Origin of the sequence: Bacillus sp. FSL L8-0099, assembly GCF_038006385.1 — a bacterium.
Classification (GTDB): domain Bacteria; phylum Bacillota; class Bacilli; order Bacillales; family Bacillaceae_G; genus Bacillus_A; species Bacillus_A toyonensis.
In genome coordinates, this window is sequence record NZ_JBBOVC010000001.1 from 113,740 (window position 1) to 129,226 (window position 15,487).

Consider the following 15,487-nt stretch of genomic DNA (forward strand, 5'->3'; position numbering starts at 1 on the left):
CTTTAAGAGAAAAAAACTACGCTAATAGCAGTAGTTGTATTTATTTGTGATTTTGCACAAATTTTTTTGTGCATTTATAATACTCATGATTTGAGGGGTGAAGCAGTTGACAGGTCAACTAGTTCAATACGGACGCCACCGCCAACGAAGAAGTTATGCCCGTATTAGTGAAGTATTAGAGTTACCAAATCTTATCGAAATTCAAACCTCTTCTTATCAGTGGTTTCTTGATGAGGGTTTGCGAGAAATGTTCCAAGACATTTCTCCGATCGAAGACTTTACGGGAAATCTATCGCTTGAATTTATCGACTACAGCTTAGGTGAACCTAAATACTCTGTAGAAGAATGCAAAGAGCGTGATGTGACGTATGCAGCACCACTTCGTGTAAAAGTGCGTCTAATCAACAAGGAAACTGGTGAAGTAAAAGAACAAGATGTGTTCATGGGAGATTTCCCACTCATGACAGAGACTGGAACATTCGTAATTAACGGTGCAGAACGTGTTATCGTTTCCCAGTTAGTTCGCTCTCCAAGCGTATACTATAGTGGCAAAGTGGATAAAAACGGAAAACGTGGTTTTACTGCTACTGTAATTCCAAACCGCGGGGCTTGGTTAGAGTATGAGACAGATGCTAAGGATGTTGTATATGTACGTATTGACCGTACTCGTAAACTTCCTGTAACTGTTTTGTTACGCGCATTAGGGTTTGGCTCTGATCAAGAAATCACCGAGCTTTTAGGTGATAACGAATACTTAAGCAACACGTTAGAAAAAGACAACACAGATAGCACAGAAAAAGCATTGCTTGAAATTTATGAGCGTCTACGCCCTGGTGAACCACCAACAGTAGAAAATGCAAAGAGCTTACTTGTGTCTCGTTTCTTTGATCCGAAGCGCTACGACTTAGCAAATGTAGGTCGCTATAAGATCAACAAAAAGCTACACATTAAAAATAGATTGTTTAACCAACGTTTAGCTGAAACACTGGTGGATCCAGAAACTGGTGAAATTTTAGCGGCAGAAGGAACAGTCTTAGATCGTCGTACGCTTGATCGCATTCTACCTTACTTAGAGAAAAACATTGGATTCAAAACAGCGAAACCAATGGGTGGAGTGGTAGCAGGCGATGTTGAGCTGCAATCTATTAAGATTTATGCTCCTGAGTCAGAAGGCGAACGCGTAATTAACGTAATTGGTAATGCAAATATTACTCGTGATATAAAACATATTACACCAGGTGATATCCTTGCTTCTATCAGCTACTTCTTCAACCTACTATACAAAGTAGGGGACACAGACGATATCGACCACTTAGGAAACCGTCGTTTACGTTCAGTAGGAGAGCTTTTACAAAACCAATTCCGTATCGGTCTTTCTCGTATGGAACGTGTTGTTCGTGAGAGAATGTCGATTCAAGATACAAATGCAATTACACCACAGGCGTTAATTAACATCCGTCCTGTTATTGCATCTATTAAAGAGTTCTTCGGAAGTTCTCAGTTATCTCAGTTCATGGACCAAACAAACCCATTAGCAGAGTTAACTCACAAACGAAGACTATCTGCATTAGGACCCGGTGGTTTAACGCGTGAGCGCGCAGGCTTTGAAGTGCGTGACGTTCACTACTCTCACTACGGTCGTATGTGTCCGATTGAAACACCAGAGGGACCAAACATCGGTTTGATTAACTCATTATCTTCGTTCGCGAAAGTAAATGAGTTTGGTTTCATTGAAACACCATACCGTCGTGTTGACCCAGAAACTGGTCTTGTAACAGGGCAGGTTGATTATTTAACAGCAGATGAAGAAGATAATTATGTTGTAGCCCAAGCGAATATGAAATTATCTGAAGAAGGAGAATTCCTTGATGAAGATATCGTAGCTCGTTTCCGTGGTGAAAACATTGTCACAAATAAAGAACGCATCGACTATATGGATGTATCTCCAAAGCAAGTAGTGTCGGCAGCGACAGCTTGTATTCCGTTCTTAGAAAACGATGACTCTAACCGCGCACTTATGGGAGCGAACATGCAACGTCAGGCGGTTCCGTTAATGAATCCGGAATCACCGATTGTAGGTACAGGTATGGAGTACGTATCAGCAAAAGACTCAGGTGCTGCAGTAATCTGTAAACACCCTGGTGTTGTTGAACGCGTAGAAGCACGTGAAGTTTGGGTACGTCGCTATGTAGAAGTTGACGGTCAAACAGTAAAAGGCGACTTAGATCGCTACAAAATGCAAAAATTCATTCGTTCTAACCAAGGAACTTGCTACAACCAACGTCCAATCGTAAGTGTTGGAAATGAAGTTGTAAAAGGTGAAATCCTTGCGGATGGTCCTTCTATGGAATTAGGTGAACTAGCACTTGGACGTAACGTGCTTGTTGGCTTCATGACATGGGACGGTTATAACTATGAGGATGCGATCATTATGAGTGAGCGCCTTGTAAAAGATGATGTGTACACTTCTATTCATATTGAAGAATATGAGTCAGAAGCTCGTGATACGAAGCTTGGACCAGAAGAAATTACACGTGATATTCCAAACGTCGGAGAAGATGCACTTCGTAACCTTGATGAGCGTGGTATTATTCGCGTCGGTGCTGAAGTAAAAGATGGAGATCTACTTGTTGGTAAAGTAACACCTAAAGGTGTAACAGAACTAACAGCAGAAGAACGTCTATTACATGCAATCTTCGGTGAAAAAGCACGTGAAGTACGTGATACATCACTACGTGTACCACATGGTGGTGGCGGTATTATCTTAGACGTAAAAGTATTCAACCGTGAAGATGGCGATGAATTGCCACCGGGCGTGAATCAACTTGTACGTGCGTATATCGTTCAAAAACGTAAAATTTCTGAAGGTGACAAGATGGCAGGACGTCACGGTAACAAAGGTGTTATCTCTCGTATTTTACCAGAAGAAGATATGCCTTACTTACCAGATGGTACGCCAATCGATATCATGTTAAACCCATTAGGGGTACCATCTCGTATGAATATCGGTCAGGTATTAGAGCTTCATCTTGGTATGGCAGCAAGATACCTTGGCATTCACATTGCAACACCAGTATTCGATGGTGCTCGTGAGGAAGATGTATGGGGCACAATTGAAGAAGCTGGTATGGCAAATGACGCGAAAACAATCCTGTATGACGGACGTACTGGTGAACCATTCGATAACCGCGTATCTGTTGGTGTCATGTATATGATCAAACTTGCGCACATGGTTGACGATAAACTTCATGCTCGTTCTACTGGACCATACTCACTTGTAACGCAGCAACCTCTTGGAGGTAAAGCTCAGTTCGGTGGACAGCGTTTCGGTGAGATGGAGGTTTGGGCACTTGAAGCTTATGGTGCTGCTTATACTCTTCAAGAAATCTTAACAGTGAAGTCTGATGATGTTATCGGACGTGTTAAGACGTATGAAGCAATTGTTAAAGGTGAAAATGTTCCAGAACCAGGCGTTCCTGAATCATTCAAAGTATTGATTAAAGAACTGCAAAGTTTAGGTATGGACGTTAAAATGATGTCTAGCGACGATAAAGAAATCGAAATGCGTGATACAGAAGATGACGACGATCATCAATCAGCAGATAAATTGAATGTCGAAGTTGAGACAACTAAGGAATAATTGGGATAACCTGTAGACTAAAAGGGAGGTAGGCCCCTTGATAGATGTAAATAACTTTGAATATATGAAGATTGGACTTGCTTCACCTGACAAGATTCGTTCTTGGTCATACGGTGAAGTTAAGAAACCAGAAACAATTAACTATCGTACGTTAAAGCCTGAAAAAGATGGCTTGTTCTGTGAGCGTATTTTCGGACCACAAAAGGACTGGGAATGTCATTGCGGAAAATACAAACGTGTACGTTATAAAGGTGTAGTTTGTGATCGATGTGGCGTTGAAGTAACGCGTGCAAAAGTTCGTCGTGAACGTATGGGTCATATCGAATTAGCTGCTCCTGTATCTCATATTTGGTATTTCAAAGGTATCCCGAGCCGCATGGGACTTGTCTTAGACATGTCCCCTCGCGCGCTTGAAGAAGTAATTTATTTCGCTTCTTATGTTGTAACAGAAAGTGGAGATACACCACTTGATAAGAAGCAATTACTTTCTGAAAAAGAATACCGTGCATATCGTGATCGATATGGTAGCGCATTCCAAGCTGCTATGGGTGCAGAAGCGATTAAAAAGCTACTACAAGATATCGATTTAGATAAAGAAGTAGACTTCTTAAAAGAAGAATTAAAAACAGCACAAGGACAACGCCGTACTCGTGCTATTAAACGTCTAGAAGTATTAGAAGCATTCCGTAACTCTGGAAATCACCCATCTTGGATGATCCTAGATGTTCTTCCAGTTATCCCACCAGAACTACGCCCAATGGTACAGTTGGATGGTGGACGTTTTGCTACTTCTGATTTAAACGACTTATACCGTCGTGTAATTAACCGTAACAACCGTTTAAAACGTCTATTGGACTTAGGTGCACCAAGCATCATCGTTCAAAACGAAAAACGTATGTTACAAGAAGCTGTAGACGCATTAATCGATAATGGTCGCCGTGGCCGTCCAGTTACTGGACCAGGTAACCGTCCATTAAAATCTCTATCTCACATGCTTAAAGGTAAACAAGGACGTTTCCGTCAAAACTTATTAGGTAAACGTGTTGACTACTCTGGTCGTTCAGTAATCGTTGTAGGACCGAACTTAAAGATGTACCAATGTGGATTACCGAAAGAAATGGCGCTTGAACTGTTCAAACCTTTCGTTATGAAAGAGTTAGTTGAAAAAGGTTTAGCACACAACATTAAGAGTGCTAAACGTAAAATCGAGCGTGTACAACCTGAAGTTTGGGACGTTTTAGAATCTGTGATTAAAGAACATCCAGTACTTCTAAACCGCGCACCAACACTTCACCGTCTTGGTATCCAGGCGTTTGAACCTACACTAGTAGAAGGTCGTGCAATCCGTCTTCACCCACTTGTATGTACTGCATACAACGCGGACTTTGACGGTGACCAAATGGCGGTTCACGTTCCGTTATCATCAGAAGCACAAGCAGAAGCTCGTATTCTTATGTTAGCGGCACAAAACATCTTGAATCCAAAAGACGGAAAACCAGTTGTTACTCCATCTCAGGATATGGTATTAGGTAACTACTACTTAACACTTGAGCGTGAAGGTGCAATCGGTGAAGGTATGGTCTTCAAAGATGCCAACGAAGCAATACTTGCATACCAAAATGGATATGTACATCTGCACACGCGTGTTGCAGTTGCTGCAAGTTCAGTAAATAATGTAACGTTTACTGAAGAGCAAAAAGGTAAGCTTCTATTAACAACAGTTGGTAAATTAATATTTAACGAAATCTTACCAGAGTCGTTCCCTTATATTAACGAACCAACAAACTCAAACCTTGAAAAAGAAACACCAGCGGAATATTTCGTTGAAAAAGGTGCGAACATTAAAGAAATTATTGCTAGTCGCGAAGAAGTGGCACCATTTAGCAAGAAGATTCTTGGTAACATCATTGCGGAAGTATTCAAGCGTTTCAAAATTACAGAGACGTCTCGCATGCTTGACCGTATGAAGAACTTAGGATTTAAATACTCTACAAAAGCTGGTATTACAGTTGGGGTATCTGACATTCTTGTATTAGGTGAAAAAGATGAAATTCTCCACGAAGCACAAGCAAAAGTAGATAATGTAATTAAACAATTCCGTCGCGGTTTAATCACGGAAGAAGAACGTTACGATCGTGTTATCTCTATTTGGAGTAATGCAAAAGACGTTATCCAAGGAAAACTGATGAAGTCCTTGAATAAACGCAATCCAATCTTCATGATGAGTGATTCCGGTGCCCGTGGTAACGCATCTAACTTCACTCAGCTTGCTGGTATGCGTGGTCTGATGGCCAATCCATCTGGTCGTATCATTGAACTTCCGATCAAATCAAGTTTCCGTGAAGGTTTAACAGTACTTGAGTACTTCATCTCTACGCATGGTGCTCGTAAAGGTCTTGCCGATACAGCACTTAAGACTGCCGATTCTGGTTACTTAACACGTCGTCTTGTAGACGTTGCACAAGATGTAATTGTTCGTGAAGATGATTGTGGAACAGATCGCGGTTTACTAATTGGTGCGATTAAAGAGGGTAATGAAGTAATTGAGTCATTATATGATCGTCTTGTTGGACGTTTTGCAAGAAAAACTGTAAAACATCCTGAAACAGGTGAAGTATTAGTTGCTGAAAATCAATTAATTACTGAAGATATCGCTCATATCGTTGAAAATTCGGGTGTTGAAACTGTAAACATTCGTTCAGCGTTTACGTGTAACACTCGCCATGGTGTATGTAAGAAGTGTTACGGTCGTAACTTAGCAACTGGTACAGACGTAGAAGTAGGAGAAGCGGTAGGTATTATCGCGGCTCAATCTATCGGTGAGCCAGGTACACAGTTAACGATGCGTACGTTCCATACAGGTGGGGTTGCCGGTGATGATATCACACAAGGTTTACCTCGTATCCAAGAGATCTTTGAAGCTCGTAATCCGAAAGGTCAGGCAGTTATCAGTGAAATCGACGGTGTTATCGCAGCGATCAACGATGTTAAAGATCGCCAAGAAGTAGTTGTACAGGGTGAGGTTGAAGCTCGTACGTATGCTATTCCTTACGGTGCTCGTCTGAAAGTAACGCCAGGACAGCCAATTAGCCACGGTAAAGAGTTAACAGAAGGTTCTATTGATCCGAAAGAATTACTAAAAGTAACGGACATTACGGCAGTTCAAGAATACTTATTACGTGAAGTTCAAAAAGTATACCGTATGCAAGGGGTAGAAATTGGTGACAAACACGTAGAGGTAATGGTACGTCAAATGCTACGTAAAGTTCGTGTAAGTGATGCAGGTGAAACAGATGTATTACCAGGAACATTACTAGATATCCATCAGTTTACTGATGCGAATGCGAAGGTGTTACTGCAAGGTAAACAACCAGCAACGGCTAGACCTGTTCTACTTGGTATTACAAAAGCTTCACTTGAAACTGATTCATTCTTATCTGCAGCATCATTCCAAGAAACAACTCGTGTCTTAACTGATGCAGCAATTAAAGGTAAACGTGATGAGCTTCTAGGACTGAAAGAGAACGTTATTATCGGTAAACTTGTTCCTGCTGGAACAGGTATGAATCGTTATCGCAAAGTTGATCTTGTAAAAACAACACAAGATGACATGAATGTAGAAAACGATGAGATTTATGTGGAACAGTAAAATTTTCCGTCGTAAATTTTGTATAAAAACATCTAATCCTAGTTGACATTGTATGAGTCAAAATGTTACTATAATCAAGGTTGCTCCTGAACGATGCTTTGGAGGATATTTATATGTCTTATCAAAAAGTGTCAAATGCTGAAAATGTAGTCGTTGGTCATAAACGAACATTGGAAGCAATCAAAAATGGTATAGTTAAAGAAGTTGTTATTGCAGAAGATGCTGATGTGCGGTTAACCCATATTATCATTCGCACTGCTTTGCAACATAACATACCCATAACCAAAGTTGAATCAGTTCGTAAGCTTGGAAAAGTTTCGGGGATTCAAGTGGGAGCTTCAGCAATAGGAATAATAAGTTAAAACTGTTTTTGTGAGGAGAGAGCATTTGCTCTTCCTTGCAAAAACTTTGTTTTCAACTAATAATGAACCACCTGGATATGTGGTCATACAAACATGCGAAGGGAGGATAATCAAATGCCTACTATTAACCAATTAGTGAGAAATGGTCGTACTGATAAAGTATGGAAATCTAAATCACCTGCGTTAAACAAAGGTTTTAACTCTTTAAAGAAAAAATCAACTGATATCTCTGCACCTCAAAAACGTGGTGTATGTACTCGTGTTGGTACAATGACTCCAAAGAAACCTAACTCAGCGTTACGTAAATACGCTCGTGTACGTTTAACAAACGGTATTGAAGTTACAGCTTACATCCCAGGTATCGGTCATAACCTACAAGAGCATAGCGTAGTATTAATTCGCGGTGGTCGAGTAAAGGATTTACCAGGGGTACGTTACCACATCGTTCGTGGAGCGCTTGATACAGCTGGTGTTGACAAACGTATGCAAGGACGTTCTAAATATGGTACTAAGCGACCAAAACCTGCTAAAAAATAATAAACTTATAATGAAAGGAGGAACTCAATATGCCTCGTAAAGGACCTGTTGCGAAACGTGACGTGTTACCTGATCCAATGTACAATTCTAAACTTGTAACACGCCTAATCAACAAAATGATGGTTGACGGTAAAAAAGGTAAATCTCAAACAATTCTTTATAACGCTTTCGATATCGTTCGTGAACGTTCAGATAAAGAACCAATGGAAGTATTCGAGCAAGCTCTTAAGAACATCATGCCTGTTCTTGAAGTACGCGCTCGTCGTGTTGGTGGTGCTAACTACCAAGTTCCAGTTGAGGTTCGTCCAGAACGCCGTACAACTTTAGGTCTTCGCTGGTTAGTAAACTATGCTCGTCTTCGTGGTGAAAAAACTATGGAAGAGCGTCTAGCTTACGAAATCTTAGATGCAGCTAACAACGCTGGTGCATCTGTTAAGAAACGTGAAGACACTCATAAAATGGCAGAAGCTAACAAAGCATTTGCTCATTACCGTTGGTAGGATTCAACGTAAAATAAATGTAAGCATAAACCGCTTTATTTGTCGCTTATGGAAGTGTGGAGAGGGAGAATGCCTCTCCCTTTCGTTGGGCGCTCGTTTTACATAATGAGGGTACTGGACACTGGCATATGTAACAATATAAAGTGGCTTTTTTGCTACTTAAAATAAAAAAATCCAATCCATATATGGAAGGAGCAAGACACCAAATGACAAGAGAGTTCTCTTTAGAAAACACTCGTAATATTGGTATCATGGCTCACATCGATGCTGGTAAAACTACAGCAACTGAGCGTATTCTGTATTACACAGGACGTATTCATAAAATCGGTGAAACTCATGAAGGTGCATCTCAGATGGACTGGATGGAGCAAGAGCAAGAGCGTGGTATCACAATTACTTCTGCTGCAACTACAGCTCAATGGAAAGGTCACCGTGTAAACATCATTGACACTCCAGGACACGTAGACTTCACAGTAGAAGTAGAACGTTCTTTACGCGTACTTGATGGTGCGGTAGCAGTACTTGATGCACAATCTGGTGTTGAACCACAAACAGAAACTGTTTGGCGTCAGGCTACTACTTACGGTGTACCTCGTATCGTATTCGTTAACAAAATGGATAAGATCGGTGCAGATTTCTTATACTCTGTAGGAACAATCCACGATCGTTTACAAGCAAACGCACATCCAATTCAGTTACCAATCGGTGCTGAAGATGAGTTCAATGGTATCATTGACCTTGTTGAAGAGTGTGCTTACATGTACGGTAACGATTTAGGAACAGACATCGAGCGTGTCGAAATTCCTGAAGAGCACAAAGAACTAGCTGAAGAATACCGTGGAAAGCTTATTGAAGCGGTAGCTGAGCTTGATGAAGAAATGATGATGAAGTACCTAGAAGGTGAAGAAATCACTGTAGAAGAGCTTAAAGCTGGTATCCGTAAGGCTACAACTTCTGTAGAATTCTTCCCAGTAATCTGTGGTTCTGCATTCAAAAACAAAGGTGTTCAAATTCTGTTAGACGCAGTTATCGACTACCTACCATCTCCATTAGATGTACCTGCTATTAAAGGTACTCTTCCGGATACAGAGGAAGAAGTAGAACGTAAGTCTAGCGATGAAGAACCATTTGCAGCTTTAGCATTCAAAATCATGACTGACCCTTATGTTGGTAAGTTAACGTTCTTCCGTGTGTACTCTGGTGTGTTAAACTCTGGATCATACGTGAAAAACTCAACTAAAGGTAAGCGTGAGCGTGTAGGTCGTATCCTACAAATGCACGCTAACAGCCGTGAAGAGATTTCAACAGTTTACGCTGGTGACATCGCTGCTGCTGTAGGTTTAAAAGATACTACTACTGGTGATACTCTTTGTGACGAGAAGAGTCTTGTTATCCTTGAGTCTATGGAATTCCCAGAGCCAGTTATCTCTGTAGCTATCGAACCAAAATCTAAAGCTGACCAAGATAAAATGGGTACAGCATTATCTAAGCTTTCTGAAGAAGATCCAACATTCCGTGCTCACACTGACCAAGAAACTGGCCAAACAATCATCGCTGGTATGGGTGAACTTCACCTTGATATCATCGTTGACCGTATGCGCCGTGAATTCAAAGTTGAAGCAAACGTTGGTGCTCCTCAGGTAGCATACCGTGAAACTTTCCGCGCTGCTGCGAAAGTTGAAGGTAAGTTCGCTCGTCAATCTGGTGGACGTGGACAATTCGGTCACGTTTGGATTGAGTTTGCACCTAACGAAGAAGGTAAAGGATTTGAATTCGAAAACAAAATCGTCGGCGGTGTAGTTCCACGTGAATACATCCCAGCTGTTGGAGCGGGTCTTGAAGACTCACTTAAAAATGGTGTACTAGCTGGTTACCCACTAGTTGACATTAAAGCAGCATTAGTTGACGGTTCTTACCATGATGTCGATTCATCTGAGATGGCGTTCAAAATCGCTGCATCTATGGCACTTAAAGCTGCGGTTTCTAAATGTAACCCAGTAATTCTTGAGCCAATGATGAAAGTTGAAGTTGTAATTCCTGAAGAATACATGGGAGACATCATGGGTGACGTAACATCTCGTCGTGGACGTGTAGAAGGTATGGAAGCTCGCGGTAACGCACAAGTTGTTCGCGCTATGGTTCCACTTTCTGAAATGTTCGGTTATGCGACAGCATTACGTTCAAACACTCAAGGACGCGGAACATTCTCAATGACATTTGATCATTATGAAGAAGTACCGAAGTCTGTTTCAGAAGAAATTATTAAAAAAAATAAAGGTGAATAATTGATTTTTATCGATTGTTCAAGTATAACTACTTATGTAAGCTTAGAAAGTGAGACTTCGGTTTCGCTTTCTAGTCTAAATATAAAATAACCTATATAAACTAAGGAGGAATTTAGAATGGCTAAAGCTAAATTCGAACGTTCTAAACCCCATGTTAACATCGGTACAATCGGCCACGTTGACCATGGTAAAACTACATTAACTGCTGCGATCACTACAGTTCTTGCAAAAGCTGGTGGTGCTGAAGCACGCGGATACGATCAAATCGACGCTGCTCCAGAAGAAAGAGAGCGCGGAATCACAATCTCAACTGCACACGTTGAGTACGAAACTGAAACTCGTCACTATGCACACGTTGACTGCCCAGGTCACGCTGACTATGTTAAAAACATGATCACTGGTGCTGCTCAAATGGACGGCGGTATCTTAGTAGTATCTGCTGCTGATGGCCCAATGCCTCAAACACGTGAGCACATCCTTCTTTCTCGTCAAGTAGGTGTACCTTACATCGTTGTATTCTTAAACAAATGCGACATGGTAGACGACGAAGAATTATTAGAATTAGTAGAAATGGAAGTTCGTGACCTATTATCTGAATACGGATTCCCAGGCGACGACATTCCTGTAATCAAAGGTTCTGCTCTTAAAGCTCTTCAAGGAGAAGCTGATTGGGAAGCAAAAATCATTGAATTAATGACTGAAGTTGATGCTTACATCCCAACTCCAGAACGTGAAACTGACAAACCATTCTTAATGCCTATCGAGGATGTATTCTCTATCACAGGTCGTGGTACAGTTGCAACTGGTCGTGTAGAGCGCGGAATCGTTAAAGTTGGTGACGTAGTAGAAATCATCGGTCTTGCTGAAGAGAATGCTTCTACAACTGTAACTGGTGTAGAAATGTTCCGTAAACTTCTTGACCAAGCTCAAGCTGGAGACAACATCGGTGCTCTTCTTCGTGGGGTTGCTCGTGAAGACATCCAACGTGGACAAGTTCTTGCTAAAACTGGCTCTGTAAAAGCACACGCTAAATTCAAAGCTGAAGTTTTCGTATTATCTAAAGAAGAAGGTGGACGTCACACTCCATTCTTCGCTAACTACCGTCCTCAGTTCTACTTCCGTACAACTGACGTAACTGGTATCATCCAATTACCAGAAGGTACTGAAATGGTAATGCCTGGTGACAACATCGAAATGACTATCGAACTTATCGCTCCAATCGCTATCGAAGAGGGAACTAAATTCTCTATTCGTGAAGGTGGACGTACAGTAGGTTACGGCGTAGTTGCAACTATCGTTGAGTAATCTTAACTGATATAAAAACCCAAGGGATTCTCCCTTGGGTTTTTTGTTTGTGTTTATATAATGAGTAAGATTATATTTTTATGTTTTGACGAGTTTCTTCTATATTAATATAAAACCATCAAAACAAAATCCAGAAAATGTAAAATGAATTCTGTTAGATGAAAACTTGAAATTCTTTAAAGTGCCATGTATAATAGCAAAAGTAGAGAAAAGCAGATGCAAACAAAAAGATGCTTGCATCTAGACGAATAACATTGTATAATAGACAATGTTGGTCTTTGACTGCGATGAAGTGGAAGGTTGCTGACACACCCGGCCGCTTTGCCATGGCATGGTGTGGGGAAATTTCCATGGAGAAGGTCTATTTTAGAAATAGGCGAACGAAGGAGGGAAAATAATGGCAAAAGAAAAAATTCGTATCCGTTTAAAAGCTTATGATCACCGTATTCTTGATCAATCAGCTGAGAAAATTGTAGAAACAGCTAAGCGTTCTGGGGCAACAGTTTCTGGTCCGATCCCATTACCAACTGAGAAGACTATTTACACAATTCTTCGTGCTGTTCATAAGTACAAAGATTCTCGTGAGCAATTCGAAATGCGCACACACAAACGTTTAATCGATATCGTGAGTCCTACTCCACAAACAGTAGATTCATTAATGCGTTTAGACTTACCGTCTGGTGTAGATATCGAAATCAAACTATAAATTATATAACTTAAAAATGTAGGAGGTGTAACTCATGACCAAAGGAATCTTAGGAAGAAAGATCGGTATGACTCAAGTATTTGCTGAGAACGGTGAGTTAATCCCAGTAACAGTTATCGCTGCTAATCCAAACGTTGTTCTTCAAAAGAAAACAACTGAAACTGATGGCTACAATGCAATCCAGTTAGGATTTGAAGATAAACGTGAAAAGTTAACTAACAAACCTGAACAAGGCCACACTGCTAAAGCATCTACAACTCCTAAGCGCTTCATTCGCGAAATCCGCGATGCAGACGTGGACGGATTAGAGGTTGGTCAAGAGGTAAAAGTTGAAGTTTTCGCTGCAGGTGAAATCGTTGACGTAACAGGAATTTCTAAAGGTAAAGGTTTCCAAGGTGTTATCAAACGCCACGGACAATCTCGCGGACCTATGTCTCATGGTTCTCGCTATCACCGTCGTCCAGGTTCAATGGGCCCAGTTGCTCCGAACCGTGTATTCAAAGGCAAAAAACTTGCTGGACGTATGGGTGGAGACCAAGTTACTATCCAAAACTTAGAAATCGTTCAAGTTGACACTGAGCGCAACTTATTACTAGTAAAAGGTAACGTTCCAGGTGCTAAGAAATCTCTTGTAGTTGTTCAAGGCGCTGTGAAGGTTAGCAAATAATTCACAATAGGAAGGAGGAATTCCAATGCCAAAAGTTACTGTATATAACCAAACTGGTTCACAGGTTGGTGAAATCGAATTAGCTGAAGCTATTTTCGGTATCGAACCAAATGAAGCTGTACTTTTCGAAGCTGTAATGATGCAACGTGCATCTTTACGTCAAGGTACACACAAAGTAAAAACTCGTTCTGAAGTTCGCGGTGGTGGTCGTAAACCATGGCGTCAAAAAGGAACTGGACGTGCTCGTCAAGGGTCTATCCGCTCTCCTCAATGGCGTGGTGGTGGTACGGTATTCGGACCTACACCAAGAAGCTATGCGTACAAACTTCCTAAGAAAGTTCGTCGTTTAGCAATCAAATCTGCATTAGCTACTAAAGTAGTTGAGAACAACATTGTAGTTCTTGAAGACCTAGTGTTAAATGCACCAAAAACAAAAGATATGCTAGCAGTACTTAAAGGATTAACTGTTGAGAAGAAAGCTCTTATCGTAACTGCTGATGCAAACGAATCTGTAGAGTTATCTGCTCGCAATATCCCTGGAGTAACAGTAATCACTGCTGATGGCGTAAACGTTTTAGACGTGCTTCATCATGATAAGCTAATCATGACAAAAGCGGCAGTGGAAAAAGTAGAGGAGGTGCTTGCATAATGAGAGATCCTCGTGATATCATTAAGCGCCCAGTTATCACTGAACGTTCTATGGAAATGATGGCTGAAAAAAAATACACGTTCGATGTGGACGTTAAATCTAATAAAACAGAAGTTAAAGATGCTCTTGAAGCGATCTTTGGTGTTAAAGTAGAAAAAGTGAACATCATGAACTACAAGCCGAAAGCAAAACGCGTTGGTCGTCACGCTGGTTTTACTAGCCGTCGTCGTAAAGCAATCGTTAAGCTAACTGCTGACAGCAAAGAAATCGAAATCTTCCAAGGCGTTTAATTCTTACTAAAGAAGGAGGGAAATTGAGATGGGAATTAAAAAGTATAATCCAACTACTAACGGTCGTCGTAATATGACTACGAATGATTTCGCTGAAATCACGACTGACAGACCCGAAAAGTCATTACTTGCTCCTTTAAGCAAGAAGGCGGGTCGTAATAACCAAGGTAAAATTACTGTACGTCATCAAGGTGGCGGACATAAGCGTCAATACCGTATCATCGACTTTAAGCGTAACAAAGATGGAATTCCAGGACGCGTTGCTACGATCGAATACGATCCAAACCGCTCTGCGAATATCGCATTAATTAACTACGTTGACGGTGAAAAACGTTACATTCTTGCTCCTAAATCTTTAGAAGTAGGTATGGAAGTTATGTCTGGCCCAGAAGCTGACATTAAAATCGGTAACGCATTACCATTAATCAACATTCCAGTAGGTACTGTTGTTCATAACATCGAGCTTAAGCCTGGTCGTGGCGGACAATTAGTTCGTTCTGCTGGTACATCTGCTCAAGTACTTGGTAAAGAAGGTAAATACGTACTTGTACGTTTAACTTCTGGTGAAGTACGTCTTGTATTATCTGCTTGTCGCGCTTCAATCGGTCAAGTTGGTAACGAACAACACGAACTTATCAAAATCGGTAAAGCAGGTCGCTCTCGCTGGTTAGGTAAACGCCCAACAGTTCGTGGTTCTGTAATGAACCCGGTTGATCACCCACACGGTGGTGGTGAAGGACGTTCTCCAATCGGACGTAAGTCTCCAATGTCTCCATGGGGTAAACCAACTCTTGGATTCAAGACTCGTAAGAAAAATAAAGCGTCTGATAAATTTATCGTTCGTCGTCGTAAAAAATAATGGGATTGTAGTACGGTTCATTTCTAGAACCGTACGCC

Annotated in this window: 12 protein-coding genes; all 12 read left to right on the forward strand. The window is 41.1% G+C overall.

Annotation, left to right across the window (positions count from 1 at the left end):
• Window positions 1-106: 106 nt before the first annotated feature.
• The 12 genes from rpoB (at window position 107) to rplB (ending at window position 15,449) form a co-directional block, all read left to right on the forward strand.
• Window positions 107-3,640 carry a DNA-directed RNA polymerase subunit beta gene (gene rpoB / locus MHH42_RS00630; RefSeq protein WP_000147560.1) on the forward strand — a complete coding sequence of 1,178 codons (3,534 nt, stop codon included), beginning with the start codon at window positions 107-109 and terminating at the stop codon, window positions 3,638-3,640.
• Window positions 3,641-3,677: 37 nt separating this feature from the next.
• Window positions 3,678-7,289, forward strand: a complete 3,612-nt coding sequence (rpoC, locus tag MHH42_RS00635; RefSeq protein ID WP_340892697.1) for a DNA-directed RNA polymerase subunit beta' — start codon at window positions 3,678-3,680, stop codon at window positions 7,287-7,289.
• A gap of 113 nt (window positions 7,290-7,402) precedes the next feature.
• Complete coding sequence (locus MHH42_RS00640; RefSeq protein WP_000121831.1) at window positions 7,403-7,651, forward strand: 50S ribosomal protein L7ae-like protein; 249 nt, start codon at window positions 7,403-7,405, stop codon at window positions 7,649-7,651.
• A 114-nt stretch (window positions 7,652-7,765) separates the two neighbouring features.
• Complete coding sequence (rpsL, locus tag MHH42_RS00645) at window positions 7,766-8,188, forward strand: 30S ribosomal protein S12 (RefSeq protein ID WP_001142341.1); 423 nt, start codon at window positions 7,766-7,768, stop codon at window positions 8,186-8,188.
• A 29-nt stretch (window positions 8,189-8,217) separates the two neighbouring features.
• Window positions 8,218-8,688 carry a 30S ribosomal protein S7 gene (rpsG, locus tag MHH42_RS00650; RefSeq protein ID WP_001137492.1) on the forward strand — a complete coding sequence of 157 codons (471 nt, stop codon included), beginning with the start codon at window positions 8,218-8,220 and terminating at the stop codon, window positions 8,686-8,688.
• A gap of 206 nt (window positions 8,689-8,894) precedes the next feature.
• The gene (gene fusA / locus MHH42_RS00655; RefSeq protein ID WP_000196385.1) at window positions 8,895-10,973 is read left to right on the forward strand and encodes an elongation factor G; all 2,079 of its coding nucleotides are present in this window, start codon (window positions 8,895-8,897) and stop codon (window positions 10,971-10,973) included.
• Window positions 10,974-11,090: 117 nt separating this feature from the next.
• Window positions 11,091-12,278 (forward strand): elongation factor Tu, encoded by a 1,188-nt coding sequence (gene tuf, locus MHH42_RS00660; RefSeq protein ID WP_001029617.1) that lies wholly within the window; start codon window positions 11,091-11,093, stop codon window positions 12,276-12,278.
• Between the two features lie 397 nt (window positions 12,279-12,675).
• A complete protein-coding gene (rpsJ, locus tag MHH42_RS00665; RefSeq protein ID WP_001040595.1) occupies window positions 12,676-12,984 on the forward strand; it encodes a 30S ribosomal protein S10 in 309 nt (102 codons plus the stop codon).
• A gap of 34 nt (window positions 12,985-13,018) precedes the next feature.
• A complete protein-coding gene (gene rplC / locus MHH42_RS00670; protein ID WP_000160209.1) occupies window positions 13,019-13,651 on the forward strand; it encodes a 50S ribosomal protein L3 in 633 nt (210 codons plus the stop codon).
• Window positions 13,652-13,676: 25 nt separating this feature from the next.
• Window positions 13,677-14,300: a 50S ribosomal protein L4 gene (gene rplD, locus MHH42_RS00675; protein WP_001127258.1), complete on the forward strand. Its 624-nt coding sequence runs from the start codon at window positions 13,677-13,679 to the stop codon at window positions 14,298-14,300.
• On the forward strand, window positions 14,300-14,590 hold the full coding sequence (gene rplW, locus MHH42_RS00680) for a 50S ribosomal protein L23 (protein ID WP_001205558.1): 291 nt from the start codon (window positions 14,300-14,302) through the stop codon (window positions 14,588-14,590). Before rplD ends, rplW begins: the two co-directional genes overlap by 1 nt.
• Before the next feature lie 28 nt (window positions 14,591-14,618).
• Window positions 14,619-15,449, forward strand: a complete 831-nt coding sequence (gene rplB, locus MHH42_RS00685; protein WP_000511583.1) for a 50S ribosomal protein L2 — start codon at window positions 14,619-14,621, stop codon at window positions 15,447-15,449.
• Window positions 15,450-15,487 lie beyond the last annotated feature (38 nt).